Origin of the sequence: Variovorax sp. UC74_104 (genome assembly GCF_044055375.1) — a bacterium.
In the GTDB taxonomy this organism is placed as follows: Bacteria; Pseudomonadota; Gammaproteobacteria; order Burkholderiales; family Burkholderiaceae_C; genus Variovorax.
On the sequence record NZ_CP171978.1, the window covers coordinates 3,113,327 to 3,137,854 of the forward strand.

Genomic DNA, 24,528 nt, shown 5'->3' on the forward strand with positions numbered 1-24,528 from the left:
AACCGAGCCTTACTAACATTTTCCTCTTGTGGGCATAGGCCGAATTAGTTGATTTGCAACTGCGTGGCCTGGCTCACCGGCACCAGCTTGCCGAGCTTCAGCGTGAGCACGCCGTTCTCGAGCTTCGCTTCGCTGGCGGCCACGTCGATGTCCTGCGGCAGTTCGTAGGCGGCCTTGAACAGGCGCTTGGCTTCGGCCTTGCTCTCGATGCGCAGGACGGCGCCTTCGATGCTGATCGAGAGGTCTTCACGCGCGAAGCCCGGCACGTCGAGCGAGAGGGTCCAGCTCTTGTCGTCCTGCTCCACCAGGGGCGAGCGGCGGGCGCCTGCGAAGGCTTCGTTCACGAAGCGTTCGAACGAGCGGTCATACGCACGGGGAGCGAAGCGGGCGGTGCGAAGGGTGGGGGCGAAAAACATGATGAAGAACTCCTGAATCAACACAATGGGGACAAGGAATGTGTGTCCCTTACACTGCGCGGCCGTTCAATCGTGAGTGCCGCTTGAGACCTCATCTAGGCGCAGCGGCACGCGTTTCAAGACAATGAATCCCCCCTTTAATTTGCGTCGCGAGACCTTGAAATTCGCGGCGCTGGCGCTATGCGCGAGGCCCTTCGCGGCGCTTGCGCAGGCGCCGTCCGCAGCGCCTCCCGCGCCCATCCGGCTGGCTCTCATCGAAAGCATGAGCGGACCCTTCGCCAACACCGGGGAAGCCGTGTTCCGCAACCTGCTGTGGGCCGTGGAGCGCGTGAATGCGCGAGGCGGGGTCAAGCTGGCGGGTGTTCCCGGAGGTGCACGGCCGCTGCAGCTCGACCGCTACGACAGCAAGGGGCAGAACGAGGAAGCGCTCTCCGCGCTGCGCGCCGCGCTGGACGACGGCGCGCGCATCGTGCTGCAGGGCAATTCGTCGGCCACGGCAGCGGCGCTGGTCGATGCTATCGACAAGAACAACGAGCGCGATCCTTCGCGGCGCGCGATCTTCCTGAACTACGCGGCGGTCGATCCGTCGCTCACGAACGAGCGCTGCAGCTTCTGGCACTTCCGCTTCGACGCGCACGCCGACATGCGCATGGCCGCGCTGATGGACGTGGTGAAGGACGACGCGGCGCTCAAGCGCGTCTACCTGATCGGACAGGACTACAGCTTCGGCCAGGCCGTGCTGCGCGAGGCACGCCGGCAGCTCGGCGCGCAGCGGTCCGACGTGGAGATCGTCGGCGACGAACTGCACCCCATGGGCAAGGTGAAGGATTTCGCGCCCTACGCCACGAAGATCATCGCCAGCGGCGCGCAGGCGGTGGTCACGGGCAACTGGGGCAACGATCTCACGCTGCTGGTGAAGGCCGCGCGCGAGGCGGGCTTCAACGGCAGCTTCTACACCTTCTACGGCAATGCGCTGGGCGCGCCGGCCGCGATCGGCGACGCGGGCATCGGGCGCGTGGTGGCCGTGGCCGACTGGCTGCCCAACGTGCAGACGGCGCAGTCCGAGGCTTTCTACCGAGCCTTCCGGGCGCGCTTTCCGAAGCCTTCCGACGACTACGTGCACATGCGGCTGCAGCTCATGGTCGAGGCGCTGGTGCAGGCTGTCGAACGCGCGGGCAGCGTCGATGCGGTACCGGTGGCGCGCGCACTGGAGCAGGCCGACGTGAGCCTGTACGGCCAGCGCGGACGCATGCGCGCAGCGGACCATCAGTTCCAGCAGCAGCTGGTGGTGGGCGTGATGGACAGGCAGGGCAGGCCCGGCGTGCAGTTCGACGTGGAAGGCTCGGGCTACGGCTTCCGCGTGGTCAAGACGATTGCCCCCGAGCGCGCCGAACTGCCGACCTCGTGCAAGATGAAGAGACCTTGAATCCGATGACGAACAACAGGAACTGCCGACATGCGTGAAGCCATCCACAACCTCGAAGCATCGAAGATCCGCGAAGTCGCCAACGCCGGCATGGGGCGCGACGACGTGCTGGCCTTCTGGTTCGGCGAGAGCGACGAAGTCACCCCCGAGGTGGTCCGCCAGGCGGCCATCGAATCGCTGCAGCGCGGCGAGACCTTCTATGCCCACAACCTCGGCCTGCCCGAGCTGCGCGAGGCCATCGCGCGCTACACCAGCGCGCTGCATCCGGCAGTCGATGCATCGCGCATCGCCGTCACCTCGGGCGGTGTGAGCGCGCTGATGCTGGCGGTGCAGGCGCTGGTCGATGCGGGCGACGAGGTGGTCGCGGTCACGCCGGTGTGGCCGAACCTGACGGCGCAGCCCGCGATCATGGGTGCGCAGGTGCGCACGCTGCCGCTGGTGCCGGTGAACGGGCAATGGACGCTCGACCTGCCGGCGCTGCGCGCGGCGGTCACGTCGAAGACGAAGCTGCTGATCGTCAACGCGCCGAACAATCCAACGGGCTGGACCATGAGCCGCGACGAGCAGCAGGCCGTGCTCGACCACTGCCGCCAGACCGGCACCTGGATCCTGGCCGACGAGGTGTACGAGCGGCTCTACTTCGAGCCCACGCCCAACGCCTGCGCGCCGAGCTTCCTCGACATCTCGAAGCCGGACGACCGGCTCGTGGTCACGCACAGCTTCTCCAAGAGCTTCCTCATGACCGGCTGGCGCCTGGGATGGCTGGTGCTGCCGCCGTCGATGGTGGAGGGCATCGGCAAGCTGATCGAGTTCAACACTTCCTGCGCCAGCGTGTTCACGCAACGCGCCGCCATCGCCGCCATCGAGCACACGGCCGAGATCACGCCGCGCGTGGTGGCGCACCTGAAGCAGTGCCGCGATACGCTGGTGCCGCTGCTGGCCGCGCTGCCGGGCGTGCAGGTGGCGCCGGCCAAGGGCGGCATGTACGCCTTCTTCCGTCTCGAAGGTTTCGGCGATTCGCTCGAAGTGGCCAAGCGGCTGGTGGCGGAGGCTGGCCTGGGGCTCGCGCCGGGCAATGCCTTCGCGCCCGAGGCGCAGGGCTGGCTGCGCTGGTGCTTCGCCTCGAAGGATCCGCAGCGGCTGGTGAAGGGCGTGGAGCGGCTGCGCGACTGGCTGGCGCGGCAGAAGTAGAAACAGGCAGGGCAGGGCGGCAGCTCGACAGGAGCCTCCGGGGGCGCGCGCGAAGGGGCAAAAAAGCCCCGACGGGACGGTCGGGCTATAATCCCAAGGCTTTGCATGCCGCAAGGCGCACGGCGAGGGCAGTTCCAGCCCTTGCCGCAAGTCAAACACCCAGGAACAAGGAAATCAACATGATCGCAGCCTCCATCAAGGCCGAAGTTGTCAAGGACAACGCCCGTGCCGCCAACGACACCGGCAGCCCCGAAGTGCAAGTCGCACTGCTGACCGCCCGCATCAACGAGCTCACCCCCCATTTCAAGACGCACGCCAAGGACCACCACGGTCGCCGCGGCCTGCTGCGCATGGTGAGCCGCCGCCGCAAGCTCCTCGACTACCTCAAGTCCAAGGACGCCGACCGTTACACCGCGCTGATCGCCAAGCTGGGTCTGCGCAAGTAATCCAAATCGCATGAAGAAACGCCTGGGTTAGTCCGCTAGCTCAGGCGTTTTTTACTTCGCGATCCACTTTCGGAGTGCCCAAACAGAGCGAAGCTGTGTCATTCCAATGAAGTTCCTGCCGAGCTTCGCTGGAATGGCATCGTGTTCTGAGAAGCCTCCGTCACCTGCGGACTCCGTGTAGTTCGCTATCAAAACAGGAGCAAAACATGAGCCTCTTCAACAAAGTCACCAAGTCGTTCCAATGGGGCGGCAAGACCGTGGTCATGGAAACGGGCGAAATCGCCCGCCAGGCCAGCGGCGCAGTGCTCGTCGACATCGAGGGCACCGTCATCCTCGCGACCGTGGTCGCCTCCAAGTCGGCCAAGCCCGGCCAGGACTTCTTCCCGCTGACCGTCGACTACATCGAGAAGACCTACGCCGCCGGCAAGATCCCCGGCAGCTTCTTCAAGCGCGAAGCCAAGCCCAGCGAACACGAAACGTTGACCAGCCGCCTGATCGATCGCCCGATCCGCCCGCTGTTCCCCGAAGGCTTCCTGAACGAAGTGCACGTGGTCATCCACACGATCTCGCTGAATCCCGAAGTCGACGCCGACATCGCAGCCATGATCGGCGTGAGCGCCGCGCTGTCGATCTCCGGCGTGCCGTTCAACGGCCCGATCGGTGCCGCCCGCGTGGGCTACATCAACGGCCAGTACGTGCTGAATCCGGGCCAGACCGCCCGCAAGGATTCGCAGATGGACCTCGTCGTCGCCGGCACCCAATCCGCCGTGCTGATGGTCGAATCCGAAGCCCTGCAGCTCAGCGAAGAAATCATGCTGGGCGGCGTGGTGTTCGGCCATGAGCAGGCCAACATCGCCATCGACGCGATCCATGAACTCGTGCGCGACGCCGGCAAGCCGGTGTGGGACTGGAAGGCTCCCGCCGAAGACGAAGCCTTCGTCGCCAAGGTCAAGGGCCTGGCCGAAGACAAACTGCGCGCTGTGTACCAGATCCGCAGCAAGCAGGCCCGTACGCAAGCCCTGCGCGAAGCCAACGCCAGCGTGCTCGAGGCCCTGAAGGCCGAAGGCGCCGAATTCGACTCCGGCAAGGTTTCCGACCTGCTGTTCGCCATCGAATCGAAGATCGTGCGCAGCCAGATCCTGTCGGGCGAGCCCCGCATCGACGGCCGCGACACGCGCACCGTGCGCCCCATCGAGATCCGCAATTCGGTGCTGCCCCGCACCCACGGCTCGGCGCTGTTCACGCGCGGCGAAACGCAGGCGCTGGTCATCACCACGCTCGGCACCGAACGCGACGCGCAGCGCATCGACGCGCTGGCCGGCGAGTACGAAGACCGCTTCCTGTTCCACTACAACATGCCTCCCTTCGCCACCGGCGAAGTGGGCCGCATGGGCTCGACCAAGCGCCGCGAAATCGGCCACGGCCGCCTGGCCAAGCGCGCGCTCGTCGCCGTGCTGCCGAACAAGGAAGAGTTCCCGTACACGGTTCGCGTGGTGTCGGAAATCACCGAGTCGAACGGCTCGTCGTCGATGGCTTCGGTCTGCGGCGGCTGCCTCTCGATGATGGACGCCGGCGTGCCCATGAAGGCGCACGTGGCGGGCATCGCCATGGGCCTGATCAAGGAAGACAACCGCTTCGCGGTGCTGACCGACATCCTGGGCGACGAAGATCACCTGGGCGACATGGACTTCAAGGTGGCCGGCACGACCAACGGCATCACCGCCTTGCAGATGGACATCAAGATCCAGGGCATCACCAAGGAAATCATGCAGGTCGCGCTGGCCCAGGCCAAGGAAGCGCGCATGCACATCCTCGGCAAGATGCAGGAAGCGATGGGCGAGGCCAAGGCCGACGTGTCGCAGTTCGCTCCGCGCCTGACCACGCTGAAGATCAACCCCGAGAAGATCCGCGACGTGATCGGCAAGGGCGGCGCGGTCATCCGTGGCCTGCAGGAAGAAACCGGCACGACGATCAACATCGACGAAGACGGCACCATCACCATCGCCTCGACCGATCCGGAAAAGGCCGAGCTGGCCAAGAAGCGCATCGAGCAGATCACGGCCGAAGTCGAAATCGGCAAGGTTTACGAGGGCCCGGTCACCAAGATCCTGGACTTCGGCGCGCTCATCAACCTGCTGCCCGGCAAGGACGGCCTGCTGCACATCAGCCAGATCGCGCACGAGCGCGTCGAGAAGGTGACCGACTACCTGAGCGAAGGCCAGATCGTGAAGGTCAAGGTCCTGGAAACGGACGAGAAGGGCCGCGTCAAGCTGTCCATGAAGGCTCTGACCGAGCGTCCGGCCGGCATGGAATACAGCGAGCGCCCGCCCCGCGAAGACCGTGGTGACCGCGGCGAGCGTCGTGAACGTGGCGATCGCGGCGACCGTGGCGATCGCGGTGGTGATCGCGGCGAGCGTGGCGAGCGCGCACCGCGCTTCAACGGCGAGCAGCAACAGCAGCCGCGCAGCGAAGCGCCCGCCGGCGAGCAGCCGCAGGCCCCGCGCGAGCCTCAGGAGTAAGAAGGGCGCAGCGGCGGCGGCTTGCTCGTGCAGCCGGCCGCCGTTGCTATCTTTTGAACGTCAAGCTTCGCCCCATCTGCGGGCGATGGAGGCCGAAAGACCATGAAAGCCATTGAAATCACTTCGTACGGCGCCCCCGAGGTGCTGCGCGTCGCGGAACGTCCCGACCCCGTCGCGGGCGCGGGCGAACTGCTGATCCGCGTTGCGGCGAGTGGCGTCAATCGCCCCGACGTGCTGCAGCGCAAGGGGCACTACCCCGTGCCGCCGGGCGCCTCCGATCTGCCGGGCCTCGAAGTGGCTGGCGAGATCGTGTCGGGCGACGCCGCGGCGCTGGCCGAGGCCGGCTTCAAGGTCGGCGACCGCGTCTGCGCGCTCATTGCCGGCGGCGGCTATGCCGAGCTGTGCGTTGCGCCCGTGGCGCAGTGCCTGCCCGTGCCCAAGGGGTGGAGCGATCTCGAGGCGGCATCGCTGCCCGAGACCTTCTTCACCGTCTGGAGCAACGTGTTCGAGCGCGGCCGCCTGCAGAAGGGCGAGACCCTGCTGATCCAGGGCGGCTCGAGCGGCATCGGCGTCACGGCGATCCAGATCGCCAAGGCGCTCGGCGCGACCGTCATCGTCACGGCCGGCAGCGACGACAAGTGCGAAGCCTGCCTCAAGCTCGGCGCCGACCACGCCATCAACTACCGCACGAGCGATTTTGTCGAAGAGGCGAAGAAGCTCACCGGTGGCAAGGGCGTGGACGTGGTGCTCGACATGGTCGCTGGCGACTATGTGGCGCGCGAGGTCGAATGCCTGGCCGAAGATGGCCGCCTGGTCATCATCGCGGTGCAGGGCGGGGTGAAGAGCGAGATCAACGCGGGCCTCGTGCTGCGCAGGCGTCTCACGATCACCGGCTCGACGCTGCGTCCGCGGCCGGTGGCATTCAAGGGCGCCATCGCCAAGGCGCTGCGCGAGAAGGTTTGGCCGCTGCTGGAAAGCGGCGCGATCAAGCCCGTGATCCACAGCACCTTTGCTGCAGCGGGTGAGCCCAGCGGCGCCGCCCAGGCTCATGCGCTGATGGAGTCGAACCAGCACATCGGCAAGATCGTGCTGACGTGGTGAGTGACGAGAAGACGAACGCGATGACAACCAAGAAGAAACTGATCGCCGGCAACTGGAAGATGAATGGCAGCCTGACTGCCAACGAGGCGCTGGTGAAAGCCCTCCAGCAGGGCCTGGCCGTGAATCCGGCCGCTTGCGACGTGGCGCTTTGCGCGCCCGCTGCGTATTTCGCGCAACTGCAGTCGCTGCTGGCCGGCTCGCCGGCCATCGCGCTCGGTGCGCAGGACGTCTCGGCGCACCCGCAAGGTGCGTTCACGGGCGAGCAGTCGGCTGCGATGCTGAAGGACTTCGGCGTGCGCTATGCCATCGTCGGTCACTCCGAGCGTCGCCAGTACCACGGCGAGAGCGACGAAGTCGTTGCCGCCAAGACATCGGCGGCGCTGGCCAACGGCATCACGCCGATCGTGTGCGTGGGCGAGACTCTGGCGCAGCGCGAAGCAGGGCAGACCGAAGAGGTCGTCAAGCGTCAGTTGGCCGCCGTCATTCACGTGAACGGCCATTGCATCAGCGAGATCGTCGTGGCGTACGAGCCCGTGTGGGCCATCGGCACGGGCAAGACGGCCACGCCGGAGCAGGCGCAGGCGGTGCACGCGGTGCTGCGCGCACAGCTGCATCACGCGGCGAGCGAGCATGCCGCAGGCATTCGCATCCTCTACGGCGGCAGCATGAATGCAGCGAATGCCGCCGAACTGCTGGCACAGGCCGACATCGACGGTGGCCTCATCGGCGGCGCATCGCTCAAGGCGCCCGACTTTCTGCAGATCATTTCCGCCGCTGCGCGCTGATCGCGCAACGGCTGCATCAAATTAGGAGTAAGAACGAATGAACGTGGTCCTCAACCTTCTGGTCGGCGTGCAGATGCTGGCAGCCCTCGCAATGATCGGCCTGATCCTGATCCAGCACGGCAAGGGCGCCGACATGGGCGCGGCCTTCGGCAGCGGCAGCGCCGGCAGCCTGTTCGGTGCCAGCGGCAGTGCCAACTTCCTCTCGCGCACCACTGCAGTGCTTGCTGCGGTGTTCTTCGCGTGCACGCTGCTGCTGGCCTACTTCAGCCATGCGCGTCCTGCGGGTGGCGGCAGTCTTCTGGAGCGTGCTGCGGTGGGTGCGCCTGCTGCGCCGGCCTCCGGTACGGCCAACGAAATTCCCGGTGCGGCTGCTCCCAATGCGCCTGCTTCGGCTCCTGCAGCCCCTGTTTCGGGTGCGGGCCAGATTCCGAGCAAGTAATCAACTCGTTTTCATGAGTTGCCCGTGAGAAATGGCTCCATTTCAGGGTAAACTCTAAATCTGTTCGGAAAGCCAAATTCCTCTTGCAGGTACCTCATGCCATCCGAACAGAAAAAACCGCGGTCGTGGTGAAATTGGTAGACACGCTATCTTGAGGGGGTAGTGGCGAAAGCTGTGCGAGTTCGAGTCTCGCCGACCGCACCAAATCTCATCGGCAGAAAACCTCATCCAGAGGTTCTTCCTGCCGGTGGCAAGCGGTGAAAAACTCTCGATGAATCTCGACTCCTACCTCCCCGTCCTTTTGTTCATTCTGGTCGGAGTCGGCGTAGGCGTCGCCCCTCAGGTCATCGGATACATTCTCGGCCCCAACCGGCCCGACGCCGCAAAGAACGCTCCCTACGAGTGTGGCTTTGAAGCCTTCGAGGATGCGCGCATGAAGTTCGACGTGCGCTATTACCTCGTTGCGATTCTCTTCATCCTGTTCGATCTCGAGATTGCCTTTCTCTTTCCGTGGGCCATTGCGCTCAAGGAGATCGGTGCTGTCGGCTTCTGGGCCATGATGATCTTTCTCGCCATCCTCGTCGTGGGCTTCGCCTACGAGTGGAAAAAGGGCGCGCTCGACTGGGAATGACAAGGAAGAAACACGATGGCCATTGAAGGCGTTCTCAAGGAAGGCTTCGTCACCACGACCTACGATTCGGTCGTCAACTGGGCGAAGACTGGTTCTCTCTGGCCGATGACCTTCGGCCTCGCATGCTGTGCGGTGGAGATGATGCACGCGGGCGCCGCCCGCTACGACATCGACCGCTTCGGCATGCTGTTCCGCCCCAGCCCGCGCCAGTCCGACCTGATGATCGTGGCCGGCACGCTGTGCAACAAGATGGCGCCGGCTCTGCGCAAGGTCTACGACCAGATGCCCGAGCCGCGCTGGGTTCTCTCGATGGGTTCGTGCGCGAATGGCGGTGGCTACTACCACTACAGCTATTCGGTCGTGCGCGGCTGCGACCGCATCGTGCCGGTCGACGTCTATGTTCCGGGTTGCCCGCCCACCGCCGAGGCATTGCTCTATGGCGTGATCCAGCTGCAGCAGAAGATTCGCCGCACCAACACCATTGCCCGCGCCTGAGGGATTGCCGACGATGACTGACTTTGCAATTTCGCCGGAGGTGCTGCGCGCCACCGTTGCTGAGACGCTCGGCGCCAAGGCCAAGAGCGTGACCGTTGCCCTCGACGAAGTGACCGTCGTGGTCGGCGCGGCTGACTATCTCGAAGCCGCCTTGCTGCTGCGCGATGCGCCCGGCTGCCGCTTCGAACAGCTGATCGACCTGTGCGGCATGGACTACTCCGACTACCGCGAAGGCGAGTGGCAGGGCGAACGCTACGGCGTCGTCTCCCACCTGCTGTCGGTGAGCCTCAACCAGCGTGTGCGCCTGACGGTGTTCGCGCCGAGCGACGATTTCCCTGTTGTCGATTCGCTGCAGTCCGTGTGGAACTCTGCCACCTGGTTCGAGCGCGAGGCGTTCGACCTCTACGGCATCGTGTTCGAAGGCCACGACGACCTGCGCCGCCTGCTGACCGACTACGGCTTCATCGGCCACCCGTTCCGCAAGGACTTCCCGGTGTCGGGCCATGTCGAGATGCGCTACGACGAAGAGCAGAAGCGTGTGGTCTACCAGCCGGTTTCCATCGAGCCGCGCGAAATCACCCCGCGCGTGATCCGCGAAGACAACTACGGCAGCGGCTTGCACTGACTGATATGGCCGAAATCAAGAACTACACACTCAACTTCGGTCCCCAGCACCCGGCAGCGCACGGCGTGCTGCGACTGGTGCTCGAACTGGATGGCGAAGTCATCCAGCGCGCCGACCCGCACATCGGCCTGCTGCACCGCGCGACCGAGAAGCTCGCCGAGACGCGCACCTTCATCCAGTCGCTGCCGTACATGGACCGTCTCGACTACGTGTCGATGATGAGCAACGAGCACGCCTACTGCCTCGCCATCGAGCGCATGCTGGGCCTCGAAGTGCCCGAGCGCGCGCAGTACATCCGCGTGATGTTCGCCGAGATCACCCGCCTGCTGAACCACCTGCTGTGGCTCGGCGCGCACGGTCTGGACTGCGGTGCGATGAACATGCTCATCTACTGCTTCCGCGAGCGCGAAGACCTGTTCGACATGTACGAGGCCGTCTCCGGCGCGCGCATGCACGCGGCGTACTTCCGTCCGGGCGGCGTGTACCGCGACCTGCCCGACGAGATGCCGCAGTACAAGGTCAGCAAGGTCAAGAACGCGAAGGCCATCGAGAAGCTCAACGAGAACCGCCAGGGCTCGCTGCTCGACTTCGTCGACGACTTCTGCAAGCGCTTCCCGAAGATGGTCGACGAGTACGAGACGCTGCTCACCGACAACCGCATCTGGAAGCAGCGCACCGTGGGCATCGGCGTGGTCACGCCGGAGCGCGCGCTGAACCTCGGCTTCACCGGCCCCATGCTGCGTGGCTCGGGCATCGAATGGGACCTGCGCAAGAAGCAGCCCTACGACGTCTACGACCGCATGCAGTTCGACGTGCCCGTCGGCAAGACCGGCGACTGCTATGACCGCTACCTGGTTCGCGTGGAAGAAATGCGCCAGGCCAACCGGATCATCCAGCAGTGCTCGGCCTGGCTGCGCGCCAACCCCGGCCCGGTCATCACCGACAACCACAAGGTCGCCGCGCCTGCGCGCGAATCGATGAAGGCGAACATGGAGGAACTGATCCACCATTTCAAGCTTTTCACCGAAGGCTTCCATGTGCCCGAAGGCCAGGCCTACGCCGCCGTCGAGCATCCGAAGGGCGAGTTCGGCATCTATCTGGTGAGCGACGGCGCCAACAAGCCGTACCGCCTGAAGATCCGCGCCCCTGGTTTCCCGCACCTCGCCGCCCTCGACGAAATGTCGCGCGGTCACATGATCGCCGACGCTGTCGCGGTGATCGGCACGATGGACATCGTGTTCGGCGAGATCGACAGGTGAGAAAGAGCGAATGACTTCCTCGACCCACCATGACACGGCGCCCTCGGCGCCTTCTGCCCCTCTGGAGCCTGCGATCCTCGAGCGCTTTGCGCGCGAGGTGGCGAAGTACCCCGAAGCGGGCAAGCAGTCGGCCGTGATGGCCTGCCTGTCCATCGTTCAGCAGGACGAGGGCTACGTCAGCCTGCAGCGCGAGCGCGAGATCGCCGAATACCTCGGCATGGCGCCCATCGCCGTGCACGAGGTGACGACCTTCTACAACATGTATAACCAGCACCCGGTGGGCAAGTTCAAGCTCAACGTGTGCACCAACCTGCCTTGCCAGCTGCGCGACGGTGTCACCGCCCTCGTGCATCTCGAGAAGAAGCTCGGCATCAAGATGGGCGAGACCACGCCCGACGGCCTGTTCACGCTGCAGCAGAGCGAATGCCTCGGTGCCTGCGCCGATTCGCCCGTGATGCTGGTCAACGACCGCACGATGTGCAGCTTCATGAGCAACGAGAAGCTCGACCAGCTGGTCGACGGCCTGCGCAACGCCGCGCCGGCCACCAAGGGGGAGGCTTCCTGATGTCACCCGAACAAGTGCTCCAGCAGTTCCAGGCGACGGGCGTCCAGACCTGTTTCCATGACCGCCACATCGAGCCGCAGATCTATGCCGGCCTCGACGGCACCAACTGGCGCCTGGCCGACTACGAAGCGCGCGGCGGCTACCAGGCGCTGCGCAAGATCCTGACAGAGGGGCTCACGCCCGACCAGGTGATCGCCGAGGTCAAGGCCTCTGGCCTGCGCGGCCGTGGCGGCGCGGGCTTCCCGACCGGCCTGAAGTGGAGCTTCATGCCCCGCCAGTTCCCGGGCCAGAAGTACCTCGTCTGCAATTCGGACGAAGGCGAACCGGGTACGTGCAAGGACCGCGACATTCTGCAGTTCAACCCACACATCGTGATCGAAGGCATGGCCATCGCCGCGTATGCGATGGGCATCAGCGTGGGCTACAACTACATCCACGGTGAGATCTTCCAGACCTACGACCGCTTCGAGGAAGCCCTCGAAGAGGCGCGCGCCGCGGGCTACCTCGGCGACAAGATCATGGGCAGCACGTACAACTTCCAGTTGCACGCGGCCCACGGCTTCGGTGCCTACATCTGCGGCGAGGAAACCGCGCTGCTCGAATCGCTGGAAGGCAAGAAGGGCCAGCCGCGCTTCAAGCCGCCGTTTCCCGCAAGCTTCGGCCTGTACGGCAAGCCGACCACCATCAACAACACCGAGACCTTCGCGGCGGTGCCCTGGATCATCCGCAACGGTGGCCAGGCCTACCTCGAGTGCGGCAAGCCGAACAACGGCGGGACCAAGATCTATTCGGTGAGCGGTGACGTCGAGCTGCCCGGCAACTACGAGGTCCCGATGGGCACGCCGTTCTCCAAGCTCCTGGAGCTGGCCGGCGGCGTTCGCAAGGGCCGCACGCTGAAGGCGGTGATTCCCGGCGGTTCGTCCGCTCCGGTGCTGCCCGCGTCGATCATGATGGAATGCACGATGGACTACGACTCCATCTCCAAGGCCGGCTCCATGCTGGGCTCGGGCGCGGTCATCGTGATGGACGACAGCCGCTCGATGGTCGAGTCGCTGCGCCGCCTGTCGTACTTCTACATGCACGAGTCCTGCGGCCAGTGCACGCCCTGCCGCGAAGGCACGGGCTGGCTCTACCGCGTGGTGGACCGCATCCACAACGGGCAGGGCAGGGCGTCCGACATGGACCTGCTGAACTCCGTGGCCGACAACATCCAGGGCCGCACGATCTGCGCCCTCGGCGACGCGGCGGCGATGCCGGTGCGCGCCATGATCAAGCATTTCCGTCACGAGTTCGAGGCCCTGATCCCGGGCTACGTACCGAAAGCGCCCGTCAAGGCCTGAGCGCGAGAAACACACATATGGTTGAAATCGAACTCGACGGCAAGAAGGTCGAAGTCGCCGAAGGCAGCATGGTCATGCATGCGGCCGACAAGGCCGGCACGTACATCCCGCACTTCTGCTATCACAAGAAACTGAGCATCGCGGCCAACTGCCGCATGTGCCTCGTGGACGTGGAAAAGGCGCCCAAGCCGATGCCGGCCTGCGCCACGCCCGTTACGCAGGGCATGATCGTTCGCACCAAGAGCGAGAAGGCCATCAAGGCGCAGCAGTCGGTCATGGAGTTCCTCCTGATCAACCACCCGCTGGATTGCCCGATCTGCGACCAGGGCGGCGAATGCCAGCTGCAGGACCTGGCCGTCGGCTACGGCGGTTCCTCTTCGCGCTACGAAGAGGAAAAGCGCGTCGTGTTCCACAAGGACGTCGGCCCGCTGATCAGCATGGAAGAGATGAGCCGCTGCATCCACTGCACGCGCTGCGTTCGCTTCGGCCAGGAAGTGGCCGGCGTGATGGAGCTCGGCATGTCGAACCGCGGCGAGCACTCCGAGATCGAGACCTTCGTGGGCGACTCGGTCGACTCCGAACTCTCGGGCAACATGATCGACATCTGCCCGGTCGGCGCGCTCACGAGCAAGCCGTTCCGCTACAGCGCCCGCACCTGGGAACTGTCGCGCCGCAAGTCGGTGAGCCCGCACGACTCCACCGGCGCCAACCTGATCGTCCAGGTCAAGAACAACCGCGTGATGCGCGTGGTGCCGCTGGAGAACGAAGACGTCAACGAATGCTGGATCGCCGACCGCGACCGTTTCTCGTACGAAGCGCTCAACGGTCCGGAACGACTGACGCAGCCCATGCTGAAGCAGGGCGGCCAGTGGCAGCAGGTCGACTGGCAGACCGCGCTCGAGTACGTTGCCAACGGCCTGAAGCAGATCAAGGCCGACCACGGCGCACAGAGCATCGGCACGCTGGTCAGCCCGCACAGCACGCTTGAAGAGCTGCAGCTGGCCACCATGCTCACGCGCGAGCTCGGCAGCGACAACATCGACTACCGCCTGCGCAACGCTGAATTCGCGGCCTTCGAAGGCGTGCGCTGGCTCGGCACCTCGATCGCCTCGCTCACGCAAGTGCAGCGCGCGCTGGTCGTGGGCTCGAACCTGCGCAAGGAACATCCGCTGTTCGCGCAGCGCATCCGCCAGGCCGTGCGCAAGGGCGCCGCGCTGTCGGTGATCACCTCGGCCAGCCTGATGGCCGACCGCGACGCCTGGGCCATCAACGTGGCGCAGTCGTCCATCGTCGAAGCCGATCAATGGGTCGAAGCGCTGGCCGCAGTGGCCGCCGCCATCGGCGAGACCAACGGCGCTGCCGCGCCGCTGGCCCCGAAGAATGCACCCGACGCGACGGCGAAGGCCATCGCAGCCTCGCTGCTGAGCGGCGAGCGCAAGGCCATCCTGCTCGGCAACGCTGCCGCGCACCACGCCCAGGCGAGCAGCCTGCTGGCGCTGGCCAACTGGATCGGCGCGCAGACCGGCGCCACAGTCGGCTACCTGACCGAAGCCGCCAACACCGTGGGCGCGCAGATCGTCGGCGCATTCCCGAAGAACGGCGGCCTCGATGCCGGCCGCATGCTCGCCGCAGGCTCCGGCCTGAAGGCCGTGCTGCTGCTGAACACCGAACCGGTGTTCGATTCGGCCGCCGGCGCAGCCGCTGCCGATGTCATCGGCAATGCGCAAATGGTCGTCACGCTGAGCCCCTTCAAGGCCAACCTCGAATTCAGCGACGTGCTGCTGCCGATCGCACCGTTCACCGAGACCCCGGGCACCTTCGTCAATGCCGAAGGCCGCCTGCAAGGTTTCCATGCCGTCGTGAAGCCGCTGGGCGAAACGCGTCCGGCCTGGAAGGTGCTGCGCGTGCTGGCCAACCTGCTGGGCCTGCCGGGCTTCGCGTTCGAATCGACCGCCGAAGTGCTGGCCACCGTCGGCGACAAGGGCGCGGTGCCGGCGAATGCGCTGAGCAATGCCACGTCCGCGAATGCCGTCGCCTCGAACGGCGCGGTTGCCGCACCCGTGGTCGCGAGCATCTATCAACTGGACTCGATCGTGCGCCGTGCGCCGTCGCTTCAACTGACCGCCGACGCGCGCAATGCGCTGGCCGGCTCGAACGTGTCGGCTGGTGCCGAGGAGGCATTGGCATGATCGACGCGATTCATGGCTTCGGCCAGGGGCTGATCGCCGCAGGCTGGTGGACGGCCGTGGCTTGGCCGGTGATCTGGACGCTGATCAAGATCATCGTGGTCGTGCTCCCGCTGATGGGCGCCGTCGCCTATCTCACGCTGTGGGAACGCAAGGCCATCGGCTTCACGCAGATCCGCATCGGCCCCAACCGCATCGGACCGCTGGGCCTGCTCCAGCCGATCGCCGACGCGCTCAAGCTGATGACCAAGGAAATCATCCTTCCGACGGTCGCCAACAAGGGCCTGTTCCTGCTCGGCCCGATCATGACCATCATGCCGGCGCTTGCCGCATGGGCGGTGATTCCCTTCGGCCCCGACGTGGCGCTCGCCAACATCAACGCCGGCCTGCTGTTCGTGATGGCCATCACCTCGCTCGAGGTGTACGGCGTGATCATCGCCGGCTGGGCATCGAACTCGAAGTACGCCTTCCTGGGCGCGCTGCGCGCCTCGGCACAGATGGTGAGCTACGAAATCGCGATGGGCTTCTGCTTCGTCGTGGTGCTGATGGTCACCGGCAGCCTGAACATGACCGAGATCGTCAACGTTCAGGGCAAGGGCATCTTCGCCAACATGGGCGTCGGCTTCCTGTCGTGGAACTGGCTGCCGCTGCTGCCGATCTTCGTCGTCTACTTCATCTCGGGCCTTGCCGAAACCAACCGCCACCCCTTCGACGTGGTGGAAGGCGAGTCCGAAATCGTGGCCGGCCACATGATCGAGTACTCGGGCATGAGCTTCGCGATGTTCTTCCTGGCCGAGTACGCCAACATGTGGCTCGTGTCGATCCTGACCGTGGTGCTGTTCCTCGGCGGATGGCTGCCGCCGTTCGAGTTCCTGAGCTTCATCCCGGGCTGGATCTGGCTGGGCCTCAAGACCTTCTGCGTGGTCACCATGTTCCTGTGGGTGCGCTCGACGTTCCCGCGCTTCCGCTACGACCAGATCATGCGTCTGGGTTGGAAGATCTTCATTCCCGTCACGCTCGTGTGGCTGGTCGTGGTCGGTGGCTGGATGCAGACGCCGTTCAACATCTGGAAATAACAGGGAGCGCCAACATCATGTCTGCTGCGCACACTGCAACACCATCCGCGCCTTTCTCGCTCAAGGACTTCCTGAGCAGCTTCATGCTGTTCGAGCTGTTCAAGGGCCTGGCCATCACCGGCAAGTACGCCTTCGCCCGCAAGATCACGGTGCAGTTCCCCGAAGAGAAGACGCCGCTGTCGCCGCGCTTCCGCGGCCTGCACGCACTGCGCCGCTATGAGAACGGCGAAGAGCGCTGCATCGCCTGCAAGCTCTGCGAGGCCGTCTGCCCGGCGCTGGCCATCACCATCGAATCCGATGTGCGCGACGACGGCTCGCGCCGCACCACGCGCTACGACATCGACCTGACCAAGTGCATCTTCTGCGGCTTCTGCGAAGAGAGCTGCCCGGTGGACTCGATCGTCGAGACGCACATCTTCGAGTACCACGGCGAAAAGCGCGGCGACCTGTACTTCACCAAGGACATGCTGCTGGCCGTGGGCGACCGCTACGAGAAGGAAATCGCAGCGAACAAGGCGGCCGACGCCAAGTACCGCTGACCCGGTTCAGCCCGAAACCCGTACCAATTCGAATTCCAATGGACGTCAAGACCGGTCTGTTCTATCTGTTTGCCGTAGTGCTGCTGTTCGCAGCATTCCGCGTCATCACCGCCCGCAACCCCGTGTACGCAGCGCTGTACCTGGTTCTGGCCTTCTTCCAGGCATCGGCCATCTGGCTGCTGCTGCGCGCCGAGTTCCTCGCGATCTCGCTCGTGCTCGTGTATGTGGGCGCCGTGATGGTGCTGTTCCTGTTCGTGGTGATGATGCTGGACATCAACGTCGACAGCTTGCGGGAGGGCTTCTGGAAGCACTTCCCGCTGGCGGCGGGCGTGGGTGCGCTGATCGCGCTCGAAATGGCGGCCGTGCTCATGGGCGGCTTCCGCCTGGGCGAGCCGCGCGCTGCAGCCGGCGCGGCGGGGGCCAACACTTCCAACACGCTCGAACTGGGCAAGCTGCTCTACTCCGAATATCTCTACCCGCTGGAAATCGCCGCGGTCATCCTGCTCGTGGCCATCGTGGCTGCCATCGCACTGACGCTGCGCACCCGCAAGGACAGCAAGTACGTCAACCCGGCCGACCAGGTCCGCGTGAAGGCGCGCGACCGCGTGCGCATCGTGCAGATGCCGGCAACGCGTGCCGCGGAGCCTGTGGTCGAAGCTGCGGACGCTGCAAAGGAAAACAAGGCATGACGCTCACGCTCGGACACTTTCTTTCGCTCGGCGCGATGCTTTTCGCGCTGTCCGTGATCGGCATCTTCCTGAACCGCAAGAACCTGATCGTGCTGCTGATGGCCATCGAGCTGATGCTGCTGGCGGTCAACATGAACTTCGTGGCGTTCTCGCACTTCCTGGGCGACATGCACGGACAGATCTTCGTGTTCTTCATCCTGACGGTGGCCGCGGCCGAGTCGGCCATCGGGCTGGCTCTGCTGGTGCTGCTGTTCCGCAACAAGTCGAACATCAACGTCGACGAACTCAACTCGCTCAAGGGTTGACAGCAACATGAGCGCAACCCTTTCCGCATCCACGCTGCTGGCCGTTCCGCTGGCACCCCTGGTCGGCGCAGCCCTCGCCGGCGTGTTCGGCACCAAGTTCGGTGGCAATCACATCGGCCGCAAGGTCACGCATTCGCTGACCATCCTCGGCGTGCTGGTCGCCTTCATCATCTCGGCGATGACGCTCAAGAGCGTGATCGCCGACGGCGCCCGCTTCAACCAGACCATCTACGAATGGATGGTGGTCGGCGGCCTGAAGATGGAAGTCGGCTTCATGGTCGACGGCCTCACCGCCATGATGATGTGCGTCGTGACCTTCGTGTCGCTGATGGTCCACATCTACACCATCGGCTACATGGAAGAGGACGACGGCTACAACCGCTTCTTCGCGTACATCTCGCTGTTCACCTTCTCGATGCTGATGCTCGTCATGAGCAACAACATGCTCCAGCTGTTCTTCGGCTGGGAGGCGGTGGGTCTGGTGTCGTACCTGCTGATCGGTTTCTGGTTCAACAAGCCGACCGCGATCTTCGCGAACATGAAGGCCTTCCTGGTCAACCGCGTGGGCGACTTCGGCTTCATCCTCGGCATCGGCCTGATCGCCGCCTACGCCGGCACGCTGAACTACACCGAAGCCTTCGCCAAGGCGGGCACGCTGGCTGGCATCACCTTCCCGGGCACCGAGTGGATGCTCATCACGGTGATCTGCATCTGCCTGTTCATCGGCGCGATGGGCAAGAGCGCGCAGTTCCCGCTGCACGTGTGGCTGCCCGACTCGATGGAAGGCCCGACCCCCATCTCCGCGCTGATCCACGCGGCAACGATGGTGACGGCCGGCATCTTCATGGTGGCGCGCATGTCGCCGCTGTTCGAGCTGAGCGACACGGCCCTGAGCTTCATCCTCGTGATCGGTGCCATCACCGCGCTGTTCATGGGCTTCCTGGGCATCATCCAGAACGACATCAAGCGCGTGGTCGCGTACTCGACGCTCTCGCAGCTCGGCTACATGACAGTCGCGCTGGGCGCCTCGGCCTATTCGGTCGCGGTGTTCCACCTGATGACGCACGCGTTCTTCAAGGCGCTGCTGTTCCTCGGCGCGGGCTCCGTCATCATCGGCATGCACCACAACCAGGACATCCGCTGGATGGGTGGCGTGCGCAAGTACATGCCGATCACCTGGATCACCTCGCTGCTGGGTTCGCTCGCGCTGATCGGCACGCCGTTCTTCTCGGGCTTCTACTCGAAGGACAGCATCATCGAGGCCGTGCATGAGAGCCACCTGTGGGGCGCGAACTTCGCCTACTACGCGGTGCTGGCCGGCGTGTTCATCACGGCGTTCTACTCGTTCCGCATGTACTTCCTGGTCTTCCACGGCAAGGAACGCTACGACCAGAACCCCGACGCGCACCATGACGACCATGGTCACGACGACCACGGCCATGGCCACCACGACCACAAGCCGCACGAGTCGCCCTGGGTTGTCTGGCTGCCGCTGGTGCTGCTGGCCATCCCTTCGGTGGTGATCGGCTTCATGACCATCGACTCGATGCTGTTCGGCGAGTTCTTCAAGAACGCGATCTTCGTGGACGGTGCCAAGCACCACGCGATGAAGGAACTGGAAGAAGCCTTCCACGGCCCGGTGGCCATGGCCATCCACGGCCTGCAGACGCCGCCGTTCTGGCTGGCGCTGGCAGGCGTGATCCTGTCCTGGTACATGTACATGATCAACCCGGCGCTGCCGGCGGCGATCAAGCGTGCCTTCGGCCCGATCTACCGCCTGCTCGAGAACAAGTACTACATGGACTGGTTCAACGAGAACGTGATCGCCCGTGCCACGCGTGCCCTGGGCACCGGCCTGTGGAAGGGCGGCGACCAGGCCCTGATCGACGGCGCCGTGGTGAACGGTTCCTGGAAGATCGTGGGTCGTATCTCTGGTGTTGTGCGCTGGATGCAGTCGGGCTACATCTACCACTACGCCTTCGCGATGCTGCTCGGCATCTTCATCCTGATGACGTACTTCGTCTGGTTCAAACGCTGAGCCTAGCGCTGGAGAAAAAGAAAAATGGGTTTGTTGAGCCTTGCCATCTGGGTGCCGATCGCATTCGGCGCCGTGCTGCTGGCGTTTGGCCGTGACGAGCACGCCAGGGGCGTGCGCTGGGTCGCGCTCGTCGGTTCCATCGTGAGCTTCCTGGTCACGGTGCCGCTGTTCACGCGTTTCCAGAACGGCACCGCCGCGATGCAGTTCGTCGAGAAGACGGGCTGGATCTCGCGCTTCAACGTCAACTATCACCTCGGGATCGACGGCCTGTCGCTCTGGCTGGTGCTGCTGACGTCGTTCATCACGGTCATCGTCGTCATTTCCGCCTGGGAAGTGATCACCGAGCGCGTGAACCAGTACATGGGCGCGTTCCTGATCCTGTCGGGCTTCATGATCGGCGTGTTCGCCGCGCTCGACGGCGTGCTGTTCTACGTGTTCTTCGAAGCCACGCTGATCCCGATGTACCTGATCATCGGCATCTGGGGCGGCCCGAACAAGATCTACGCGGCCTTCAAGTTCTTCCTCTACACCTTGCTCGGCTCGCTGCTGATGCTGGTGGCGCTGATCTACCTGTACAACAAGTCGGGCGGAAGCTTCGACATCCTGTCGTGGCACAAGCTGCCGCTGGGTTCGACCGCGCAGACCTTCCTGTTCTTCGCCTTCTTCGCGGCCTTCGCGGTGAAGGTGCCGATGTGGCCGGTGCACACCTGGCTGCCCGACGTGCACGTCGAAGCGCCGACCGGTGGTTCCGCCGTGCTGGCCGCGATCATGTTGAAGCTGGGCGCCTACGGCTTCCTGCGCTTCTCGATGCCGATCGCGCCCGACGCCTCGCACGAATGGGCCTGGCTCATGATCGCGCTGTCGCTGATCGCCGTGATCTACGTCGGCTTGGTGGCGCTGGTGCAGCAGGACATGAAGAAGCTGGTGGCCTACTCGTCGGTGGCCCACATGGGCTTCGTGACGCTGGGCTTCTTCATCTTCAACGAGCTGGGCGTGTCCGGCGGCATCGTGCAGATGATTGCCCACGGCTTCGTGTCGGGCGCCATGTTCCTGGGCATCGGCGTGCTGTACGACCGCGTGCACTCGCGCCAGATCGCCGACTACGGCGGCGTGGTGAACACCATGCCCAAGTTCGCCGCGTTCGCGCTGCTGTTCGCCATGGCCAACTGCGGCCTGCCGGGCACCGCCGGTTTCGTGGGCGAGTGGATGGTGATCCTGGGTGCGGTGAAGGCCAATTTCTGGATCGGCCTCGGGGCCGCAACCGCGCTGATCTTCGGCGCCGCCTATACCCTCTGGATGTACAAGCGCGTGTATCTGGGACCGGTCGGCAACGACCACGTGAAGGAACTCAGCGACATCAATTCGCGCGAATTCCTGATGCTGGCGCTGCTGGCCATCGCCGTGCTGTGGATGGGCCTGTTCCCGAAGCCGTTCACCGACGCGATGGATGCCTCCGTGACCGAGCTGCTGCGCCACGTGGCAGTTTCGAAGCTGCCCTCCTGATGCCACGCTGAAGAAGAGAACGAGATGATTGACAAACTCAGCTGGGTCACGATCTACCCCGAAATCGTGCTGCTGGTCATGGCCTGCATCATTGCGCTGGTCGACCTGTCCGACACGAGCCCGCGCCGTACCCGCACCTATGTGCTGACGCTTGCCACGCTGGCCGTGGTTGCCGTGCTGTCGGGTCTGCAGGCTTCCGAAGCCAAGACCATCTACGGTTTCGGCGGCATGGTCGTCAGCGACCCGATGGGCAACTGGCTCAAGTGCTTCGCCACGGTCGCCCTGATGATCACGCTGGTCTACGGCCGTCCCTACGCGGCCGATCGCGAGATGCTGCGCGGCGGCGAAATGTTCACCATCAGCATGTTCGCGCTGCTGGGCATGTTCGTGATGATCTCGGGCAGCAACTTCCTGCTGATCTACCTGGGCCTCGAGCTGCTCACGCTGTCGAGCTACGCGCTGGTGGCGCTGCGCCGCGACAACGCCGTGGCCAGCGAAGCCGCCATGAAGTACTTCGTGCTCGGCGCCATGGCCAGCGGCTTCCTGCTCTATGGCCTGTCGATGATGTACGGCGCGACCGGTTCGCTCGACGTGAACGAGGTGTTCAAGACCATCGCCAGCGGCAAGGTCAACCACCAGGTGCTGGTGTTCGGCCTCGTGTTCATCGTTGCCGGCCTGGCCTTCAAGGTGGGCGCTGCTCCGTTCCACATGTGGGTGCCCGACGTCTACCAGGGCGCTCCGACGGCGATCACGCTGCTGATCGGCGCTGCGCCCGAGCTGGCCGCCTTCGCCATCATCATCCGCCTGCTGGTCGACGCGCTGCAGCCGCTGGCCATCGACTGGCAGCAGATGCTCGCCGTGCTGGCCATCGCCTCGCTGCTGGTCGGCAACCTGGCCGCCATCGCGCAGAGCAACCTCAAGCGCATGCTGGCCTATTCGACGATCTCGCAGATGGGCTTCATGCTCCTCGGCCTGGTCGCGGGCTCGGACCAGCAGGGCACCTACAACGCCCAGTACGCCTACAGCGCCTCGATGTTCTACATCGTGACCTACGTGCTGACCACGCTGGCGAGCTTCGGCATCATCTTGCTGCTGGCGCGCGAAGGCTTCGAGAGCGAGGAGATCACCGACCTGGCCGGCCTGAACCAGCGCAGCCCGCTGTACGCCGGCGTGATGTCGATCGCGATGTTCTCGCTGGCCGGCCTGCCGCCGCTGGTGGGCTTCTACGCGAAGCTGGCCGTGCTGCAGGCGCTGATCGCCTCGGGCCACGCCATCTACATCGGCCTGGCCGTGTTCGCGGTGATGATGTCGCTGATCGGCGCGTTCTACTACCTGCGCGTGGTCAAGGTCATGTACTTCGACGCGCCCGTCACGGCCACCACCGTGTCGGCACCGCGCGACGTGCGCACCGTGCTGACGATCAACGGCGCGCTGATCCTGATCCTGGGCATCGTGCCCGGCGGCCTGATGACGCTGTGCTACGACGCGATCGTGGCAACCCTGGCCCATTGACGCGGCCGACCTCGGGTGTCGCAAACCGCGTCGGTCTGGGTCGTATTGCTGGTGGCCCTCGTGGCCGCCAACCTGCCGTTCTTCAACGACCGCCTGTTCGGCGTCGTGCCTCTGGCGACTGCCCCCAAGTCGCTGGCGGTGCGCCTCGCCGAACTGGTGGTCTTGTACTTTCTGGCCGGCGGCGTCGGCCTGCTGTTCGAGCGCAGGGCTGGGCAGATCGCCGCACAGGGCTGGGAGTTCTATGCGGTGACCGGCGCGCTGTTCATCGTGCTGGCCTTTCCGGGGTTCACCTGGCGCTACCTGATGAAGCACAGGCACTGAAAAGAGGACGAGCGACCGACCATGACCATCAAGCCGACCGACACCTCCACCGCCGATTCGCACCTGAAGGAAGAACTCCAGAGCCGCGAGGAGCTGTTCAACGGCAAGTTCCTGAAGGCCCGGCGCGACACCATCCGCCTGCCCGATGGCCATAGCGCCACACGCGAGTACGTGGTGCACCCGGGCGCCGTGGTCGTCATTCCGCTGCTGGACGACGGCCGCATCGTTCTGGAGCGGCAGTTCCGCTATCCGGTCGGCCACGTGATGATCGAGTTTCCCGCGGGCAAGCTCGATGCGGGCGAGGATCCGTTCGACTGCGGCCGGCGCGAGCTGATCGAGGAAACGGGCTACACCGCGCGCGAGTGGGCGTATGCGGGTGCCATGCACCTTGCTGTGGCCTACTCGACCGAGATCATCCATATCTACTTTGCGCGGGGCCTTTCGCTCGGCGAGCGGCAGCTCGACCACGGCGAGTTCCTCGACGTGTTCACGGCCACTCCCGACGAGCTGGCCGGCTGGTGCCGCGAAGGCAAGGTCACCGATGCCAAGACGCTGACCTGCACGCTCTGGCTGCAGAACGTCCTTTCGGGCGCATGGGCACTGGATTGGCAGGCTGCGCCCGCGCAGGGCAGCGCGGGATAATCCGCGCCATGAAGGTTCTCGATCTCCGCTGTACCCATGGCCACGGCTTCGAGGGCTGGTTCGCCTCGAGCGAAGACTTCGAGTCGCAACTGGCCTCCGGCCTGGTCGAATGCCCCGTTTGCGGCGACACCGGCATCGTCAAGCTGTTGAGCGCTCCGCGCCTCAACCTGGGCAACGCCAAGGCTCCGCAGGAAGCCGCCGCGGCTGCGCCCGTGCCAGCCACTGCCTCCAACGTTCCCGCCGACATCTCGCCCGAGGCGCGCTGGATGCGCGCCGTGCGCGAAGTGCTGGCCAAGACCGAAGACGTCGGCGACCGTTTCGCCGACGAAGCCAGGAAGATGCACTACGGCGAGACCAAGGAGCGCGGCATTCGCGGCCAGGCGACGCCCGAGCAGACCGAAGCGCTGCTCGACGAAGGCATTCCGGTGATGGCGCTGCCGATTCCGGCCGCGCTGAAGGAAACCCTGCAGTAGTCCGGC

General features: G+C 64.8%; 25 protein-coding genes and 1 tRNA gene. 25 read left to right on the top strand and 1 reads right to left on the bottom strand.

The genetic code is table 11. From position 1 onward, the window contains the following. Nucleotides 1-44: 44 nt before the first annotated feature. On the bottom strand, nucleotides 45-416 hold the full coding sequence (locus ACHMXA_RS14470) for an Hsp20/alpha crystallin family protein (RefSeq protein WP_176667361.1): 372 nt from the start codon (nucleotides 414-416) through the stop codon (nucleotides 45-47). Nucleotides 417-540: 124 nt separating this feature from the next. On the opposite strand from ACHMXA_RS14470, the gene ACHMXA_RS14475 reads away from it, so the two are divergent. The 25 genes from ACHMXA_RS14475 to ACHMXA_RS14595 all read left to right on the top strand — a co-directional run bounded on the left by ACHMXA_RS14475 (nucleotide 541) and on the right by ACHMXA_RS14595 (nucleotide 24,522). Continuing rightward, entirely contained in the window at nucleotides 541-1,842 is a 1,302-nt protein-coding gene (locus tag ACHMXA_RS14475) for a branched-chain amino acid ABC transporter substrate-binding protein (RefSeq protein WP_176667362.1), read from the top strand. Between the two features lie 30 nt (nucleotides 1,843-1,872). Beyond that, the gene (locus ACHMXA_RS14480) at nucleotides 1,873-3,033 is read left to right on the top strand and encodes a pyridoxal phosphate-dependent aminotransferase (protein ID WP_176667363.1); all 1,161 of its coding nucleotides are present in this window, start codon (nucleotides 1,873-1,875) and stop codon (nucleotides 3,031-3,033) included. A 179-nt stretch (nucleotides 3,034-3,212) separates the two neighbouring features. Then, complete coding sequence (rpsO, locus tag ACHMXA_RS14485) at nucleotides 3,213-3,479, top strand: 30S ribosomal protein S15 (RefSeq protein WP_007837783.1); 267 nt, start codon at nucleotides 3,213-3,215, stop codon at nucleotides 3,477-3,479. Between the two features lie 206 nt (nucleotides 3,480-3,685). Then, nucleotides 3,686-5,998: a polyribonucleotide nucleotidyltransferase gene (gene pnp / locus ACHMXA_RS14490; RefSeq protein ID WP_176667364.1), complete on the top strand. Its 2,313-nt coding sequence runs from the start codon at nucleotides 3,686-3,688 to the stop codon at nucleotides 5,996-5,998. Nucleotides 5,999-6,100: 102 nt separating this feature from the next. Beyond that, the gene (locus ACHMXA_RS14495) at nucleotides 6,101-7,099 is read left to right on the top strand and encodes an NAD(P)H-quinone oxidoreductase (protein WP_176667365.1); all 999 of its coding nucleotides are present in this window, start codon (nucleotides 6,101-6,103) and stop codon (nucleotides 7,097-7,099) included. Nucleotides 7,100-7,119: 20 nt separating this feature from the next. Then, nucleotides 7,120-7,884, top strand: coding sequence for a triose-phosphate isomerase (gene tpiA / locus ACHMXA_RS14500; RefSeq protein WP_176667366.1), 765 nt, complete (start codon nucleotides 7,120-7,122; stop codon nucleotides 7,882-7,884). A gap of 37 nt (nucleotides 7,885-7,921) precedes the next feature. Then, nucleotides 7,922-8,323, top strand: coding sequence for a preprotein translocase subunit SecG (gene secG / locus ACHMXA_RS14505; protein ID WP_176667367.1), 402 nt, complete (start codon nucleotides 7,922-7,924; stop codon nucleotides 8,321-8,323). 119 nt (nucleotides 8,324-8,442) lie between these two features. Continuing rightward, nucleotides 8,443-8,527: transfer RNA gene (locus ACHMXA_RS14510), tRNA-Leu, on the top strand. Between the two features lie 67 nt (nucleotides 8,528-8,594). Beyond that, nucleotides 8,595-8,954: an NADH-quinone oxidoreductase subunit A gene (locus ACHMXA_RS14515; RefSeq protein ID WP_012748607.1), complete on the top strand. Its 360-nt coding sequence runs from the start codon at nucleotides 8,595-8,597 to the stop codon at nucleotides 8,952-8,954. A 15-nt stretch (nucleotides 8,955-8,969) separates the two neighbouring features. After that, nucleotides 8,970-9,449 (top strand): NADH-quinone oxidoreductase subunit B family protein, encoded by a 480-nt coding sequence (locus ACHMXA_RS14520; RefSeq protein WP_007837763.1) that lies wholly within the window; start codon nucleotides 8,970-8,972, stop codon nucleotides 9,447-9,449. A gap of 13 nt (nucleotides 9,450-9,462) precedes the next feature. Beyond that, nucleotides 9,463-10,074: an NADH-quinone oxidoreductase subunit C gene (locus tag ACHMXA_RS14525; RefSeq protein ID WP_176667368.1), complete on the top strand. Its 612-nt coding sequence runs from the start codon at nucleotides 9,463-9,465 to the stop codon at nucleotides 10,072-10,074. 5 nt (nucleotides 10,075-10,079) lie between these two features. Beyond that, a complete protein-coding gene (locus tag ACHMXA_RS14530) occupies nucleotides 10,080-11,333 on the top strand; it encodes an NADH-quinone oxidoreductase subunit D (RefSeq protein WP_176667369.1) in 1,254 nt (417 codons plus the stop codon). 10 nt (nucleotides 11,334-11,343) lie between these two features. Further along, nucleotides 11,344-11,898: an NAD(P)H-dependent oxidoreductase subunit E gene (nuoE, locus tag ACHMXA_RS14535; RefSeq protein ID WP_256099155.1), complete on the top strand. Its 555-nt coding sequence runs from the start codon at nucleotides 11,344-11,346 to the stop codon at nucleotides 11,896-11,898. Continuing rightward, the gene (gene nuoF / locus ACHMXA_RS14540; RefSeq protein WP_019653388.1) at nucleotides 11,898-13,238 is read left to right on the top strand and encodes an NADH-quinone oxidoreductase subunit NuoF; all 1,341 of its coding nucleotides are present in this window, start codon (nucleotides 11,898-11,900) and stop codon (nucleotides 13,236-13,238) included. The genes nuoE and nuoF overlap by 1 nt, the downstream gene beginning before the upstream one ends. 17 nt (nucleotides 13,239-13,255) lie before the next feature. After that, nucleotides 13,256-15,427 carry an NADH-quinone oxidoreductase subunit NuoG gene (gene nuoG, locus ACHMXA_RS14545; RefSeq protein WP_176667370.1) on the top strand — a complete coding sequence of 724 codons (2,172 nt, stop codon included), beginning with the start codon at nucleotides 13,256-13,258 and terminating at the stop codon, nucleotides 15,425-15,427. Next, entirely contained in the window at nucleotides 15,424-16,500 is a 1,077-nt protein-coding gene (gene nuoH / locus ACHMXA_RS14550; RefSeq protein WP_176667371.1) for an NADH-quinone oxidoreductase subunit NuoH, read from the top strand. Before nuoG ends, nuoH begins: the two co-directional genes overlap by 4 nt. 17 nt (nucleotides 16,501-16,517) lie before the next feature. After that, nucleotides 16,518-17,039, top strand: a complete 522-nt coding sequence (nuoI, locus tag ACHMXA_RS14555; RefSeq protein ID WP_019653385.1) for an NADH-quinone oxidoreductase subunit NuoI — start codon at nucleotides 16,518-16,520, stop codon at nucleotides 17,037-17,039. A gap of 38 nt (nucleotides 17,040-17,077) precedes the next feature. Next, nucleotides 17,078-17,728, top strand: a complete 651-nt coding sequence (locus ACHMXA_RS14560; RefSeq protein ID WP_176667372.1) for an NADH-quinone oxidoreductase subunit J — start codon at nucleotides 17,078-17,080, stop codon at nucleotides 17,726-17,728. Next, a complete protein-coding gene (nuoK, locus tag ACHMXA_RS14565) occupies nucleotides 17,725-18,033 on the top strand; it encodes an NADH-quinone oxidoreductase subunit NuoK (protein ID WP_019653383.1) in 309 nt (102 codons plus the stop codon). The genes ACHMXA_RS14560 and nuoK overlap by 4 nt, the downstream gene beginning before the upstream one ends. Before the next feature lie 7 nt (nucleotides 18,034-18,040). Then, complete coding sequence (nuoL, locus tag ACHMXA_RS14570) at nucleotides 18,041-20,071, top strand: NADH-quinone oxidoreductase subunit L (RefSeq protein ID WP_176667373.1); 2,031 nt, start codon at nucleotides 18,041-18,043, stop codon at nucleotides 20,069-20,071. A gap of 24 nt (nucleotides 20,072-20,095) precedes the next feature. Continuing rightward, the gene (locus ACHMXA_RS14575) at nucleotides 20,096-21,574 is read left to right on the top strand and encodes an NADH-quinone oxidoreductase subunit M (RefSeq protein ID WP_176667374.1); all 1,479 of its coding nucleotides are present in this window, start codon (nucleotides 20,096-20,098) and stop codon (nucleotides 21,572-21,574) included. A gap of 24 nt (nucleotides 21,575-21,598) precedes the next feature. Beyond that, a complete protein-coding gene (gene nuoN, locus ACHMXA_RS14580; RefSeq protein ID WP_395321122.1) occupies nucleotides 21,599-23,086 on the top strand; it encodes an NADH-quinone oxidoreductase subunit NuoN in 1,488 nt (495 codons plus the stop codon). A 15-nt stretch (nucleotides 23,087-23,101) separates the two neighbouring features. Further along, nucleotides 23,102-23,407, top strand: coding sequence for a DUF2818 family protein (locus tag ACHMXA_RS14585; RefSeq protein WP_126018312.1), 306 nt, complete (start codon nucleotides 23,102-23,104; stop codon nucleotides 23,405-23,407). Between the two features lie 21 nt (nucleotides 23,408-23,428). Continuing rightward, nucleotides 23,429-24,049 carry an NUDIX domain-containing protein gene (locus ACHMXA_RS14590; RefSeq protein ID WP_176667376.1) on the top strand — a complete coding sequence of 207 codons (621 nt, stop codon included), beginning with the start codon at nucleotides 23,429-23,431 and terminating at the stop codon, nucleotides 24,047-24,049. A gap of 8 nt (nucleotides 24,050-24,057) precedes the next feature. Then, a complete protein-coding gene (locus ACHMXA_RS14595) occupies nucleotides 24,058-24,522 on the top strand; it encodes a DUF1178 family protein (RefSeq protein ID WP_176667377.1) in 465 nt (154 codons plus the stop codon). The last annotated feature ends 6 nt before the right edge of the window (nucleotides 24,523-24,528 follow it).

Bases quoted from the DNA above. Each gene is read 5' to 3' on its own strand.
- ACHMXA_RS14470 (WP_176667361.1), bottom strand. From the start codon at position 416: ATGTTTTTCGCCCCCACCCTTCGCACCGCCCGCTTCGCTCCCCGTGCG.
- ACHMXA_RS14475 (WP_176667362.1), top strand. From the start codon at position 541: ATGAATCCCCCCTTTAATTTGCGTCGCGAGACCTTGAAATTCGCGGCG.
- ACHMXA_RS14480 (WP_176667363.1), top strand. From the start codon at position 1,873: ATGCGTGAAGCCATCCACAACCTCGAAGCATCGAAGATCCGCGAAGTC.
- rpsO (WP_007837783.1), top strand. From the start codon at position 3,213: ATGATCGCAGCCTCCATCAAGGCCGAAGTTGTCAAGGACAACGCCCGT.
- pnp (WP_176667364.1), top strand. From the start codon at position 3,686: ATGAGCCTCTTCAACAAAGTCACCAAGTCGTTCCAATGGGGCGGCAAG.
- ACHMXA_RS14495 (WP_176667365.1), top strand. From the start codon at position 6,101: ATGAAAGCCATTGAAATCACTTCGTACGGCGCCCCCGAGGTGCTGCGC.
- tpiA (WP_176667366.1), top strand. From the start codon at position 7,120: ATGACAACCAAGAAGAAACTGATCGCCGGCAACTGGAAGATGAATGGC.
- secG (WP_176667367.1), top strand. From the start codon at position 7,922: ATGAACGTGGTCCTCAACCTTCTGGTCGGCGTGCAGATGCTGGCAGCC.
- ACHMXA_RS14515 (WP_012748607.1), top strand. From the start codon at position 8,595: ATGAATCTCGACTCCTACCTCCCCGTCCTTTTGTTCATTCTGGTCGGA.
- ACHMXA_RS14520 (WP_007837763.1), top strand. From the start codon at position 8,970: ATGGCCATTGAAGGCGTTCTCAAGGAAGGCTTCGTCACCACGACCTAC.
- ACHMXA_RS14525 (WP_176667368.1), top strand. From the start codon at position 9,463: ATGACTGACTTTGCAATTTCGCCGGAGGTGCTGCGCGCCACCGTTGCT.
- ACHMXA_RS14530 (WP_176667369.1), top strand. From the start codon at position 10,080: ATGGCCGAAATCAAGAACTACACACTCAACTTCGGTCCCCAGCACCCG.
- nuoE (WP_256099155.1), top strand. From the start codon at position 11,344: ATGACTTCCTCGACCCACCATGACACGGCGCCCTCGGCGCCTTCTGCC.
- nuoF (WP_019653388.1), top strand. From the start codon at position 11,898: ATGTCACCCGAACAAGTGCTCCAGCAGTTCCAGGCGACGGGCGTCCAG.
- nuoG (WP_176667370.1), top strand. From the start codon at position 13,256: ATGGTTGAAATCGAACTCGACGGCAAGAAGGTCGAAGTCGCCGAAGGC.
- nuoH (WP_176667371.1), top strand. From the start codon at position 15,424: ATGATCGACGCGATTCATGGCTTCGGCCAGGGGCTGATCGCCGCAGGC.
- nuoI (WP_019653385.1), top strand. From the start codon at position 16,518: ATGTCTGCTGCGCACACTGCAACACCATCCGCGCCTTTCTCGCTCAAG.
- ACHMXA_RS14560 (WP_176667372.1), top strand. From the start codon at position 17,078: ATGGACGTCAAGACCGGTCTGTTCTATCTGTTTGCCGTAGTGCTGCTG.
- nuoK (WP_019653383.1), top strand. From the start codon at position 17,725: ATGACGCTCACGCTCGGACACTTTCTTTCGCTCGGCGCGATGCTTTTC.
- nuoL (WP_176667373.1), top strand. From the start codon at position 18,041: ATGAGCGCAACCCTTTCCGCATCCACGCTGCTGGCCGTTCCGCTGGCA.
- ACHMXA_RS14575 (WP_176667374.1), top strand. From the start codon at position 20,096: ATGGGTTTGTTGAGCCTTGCCATCTGGGTGCCGATCGCATTCGGCGCC.
- nuoN (WP_395321122.1), top strand. From the start codon at position 21,599: ATGATTGACAAACTCAGCTGGGTCACGATCTACCCCGAAATCGTGCTG.
- ACHMXA_RS14590 (WP_176667376.1), top strand. From the start codon at position 23,429: ATGACCATCAAGCCGACCGACACCTCCACCGCCGATTCGCACCTGAAG.
- ACHMXA_RS14595 (WP_176667377.1), top strand. From the start codon at position 24,058: ATGAAGGTTCTCGATCTCCGCTGTACCCATGGCCACGGCTTCGAGGGC.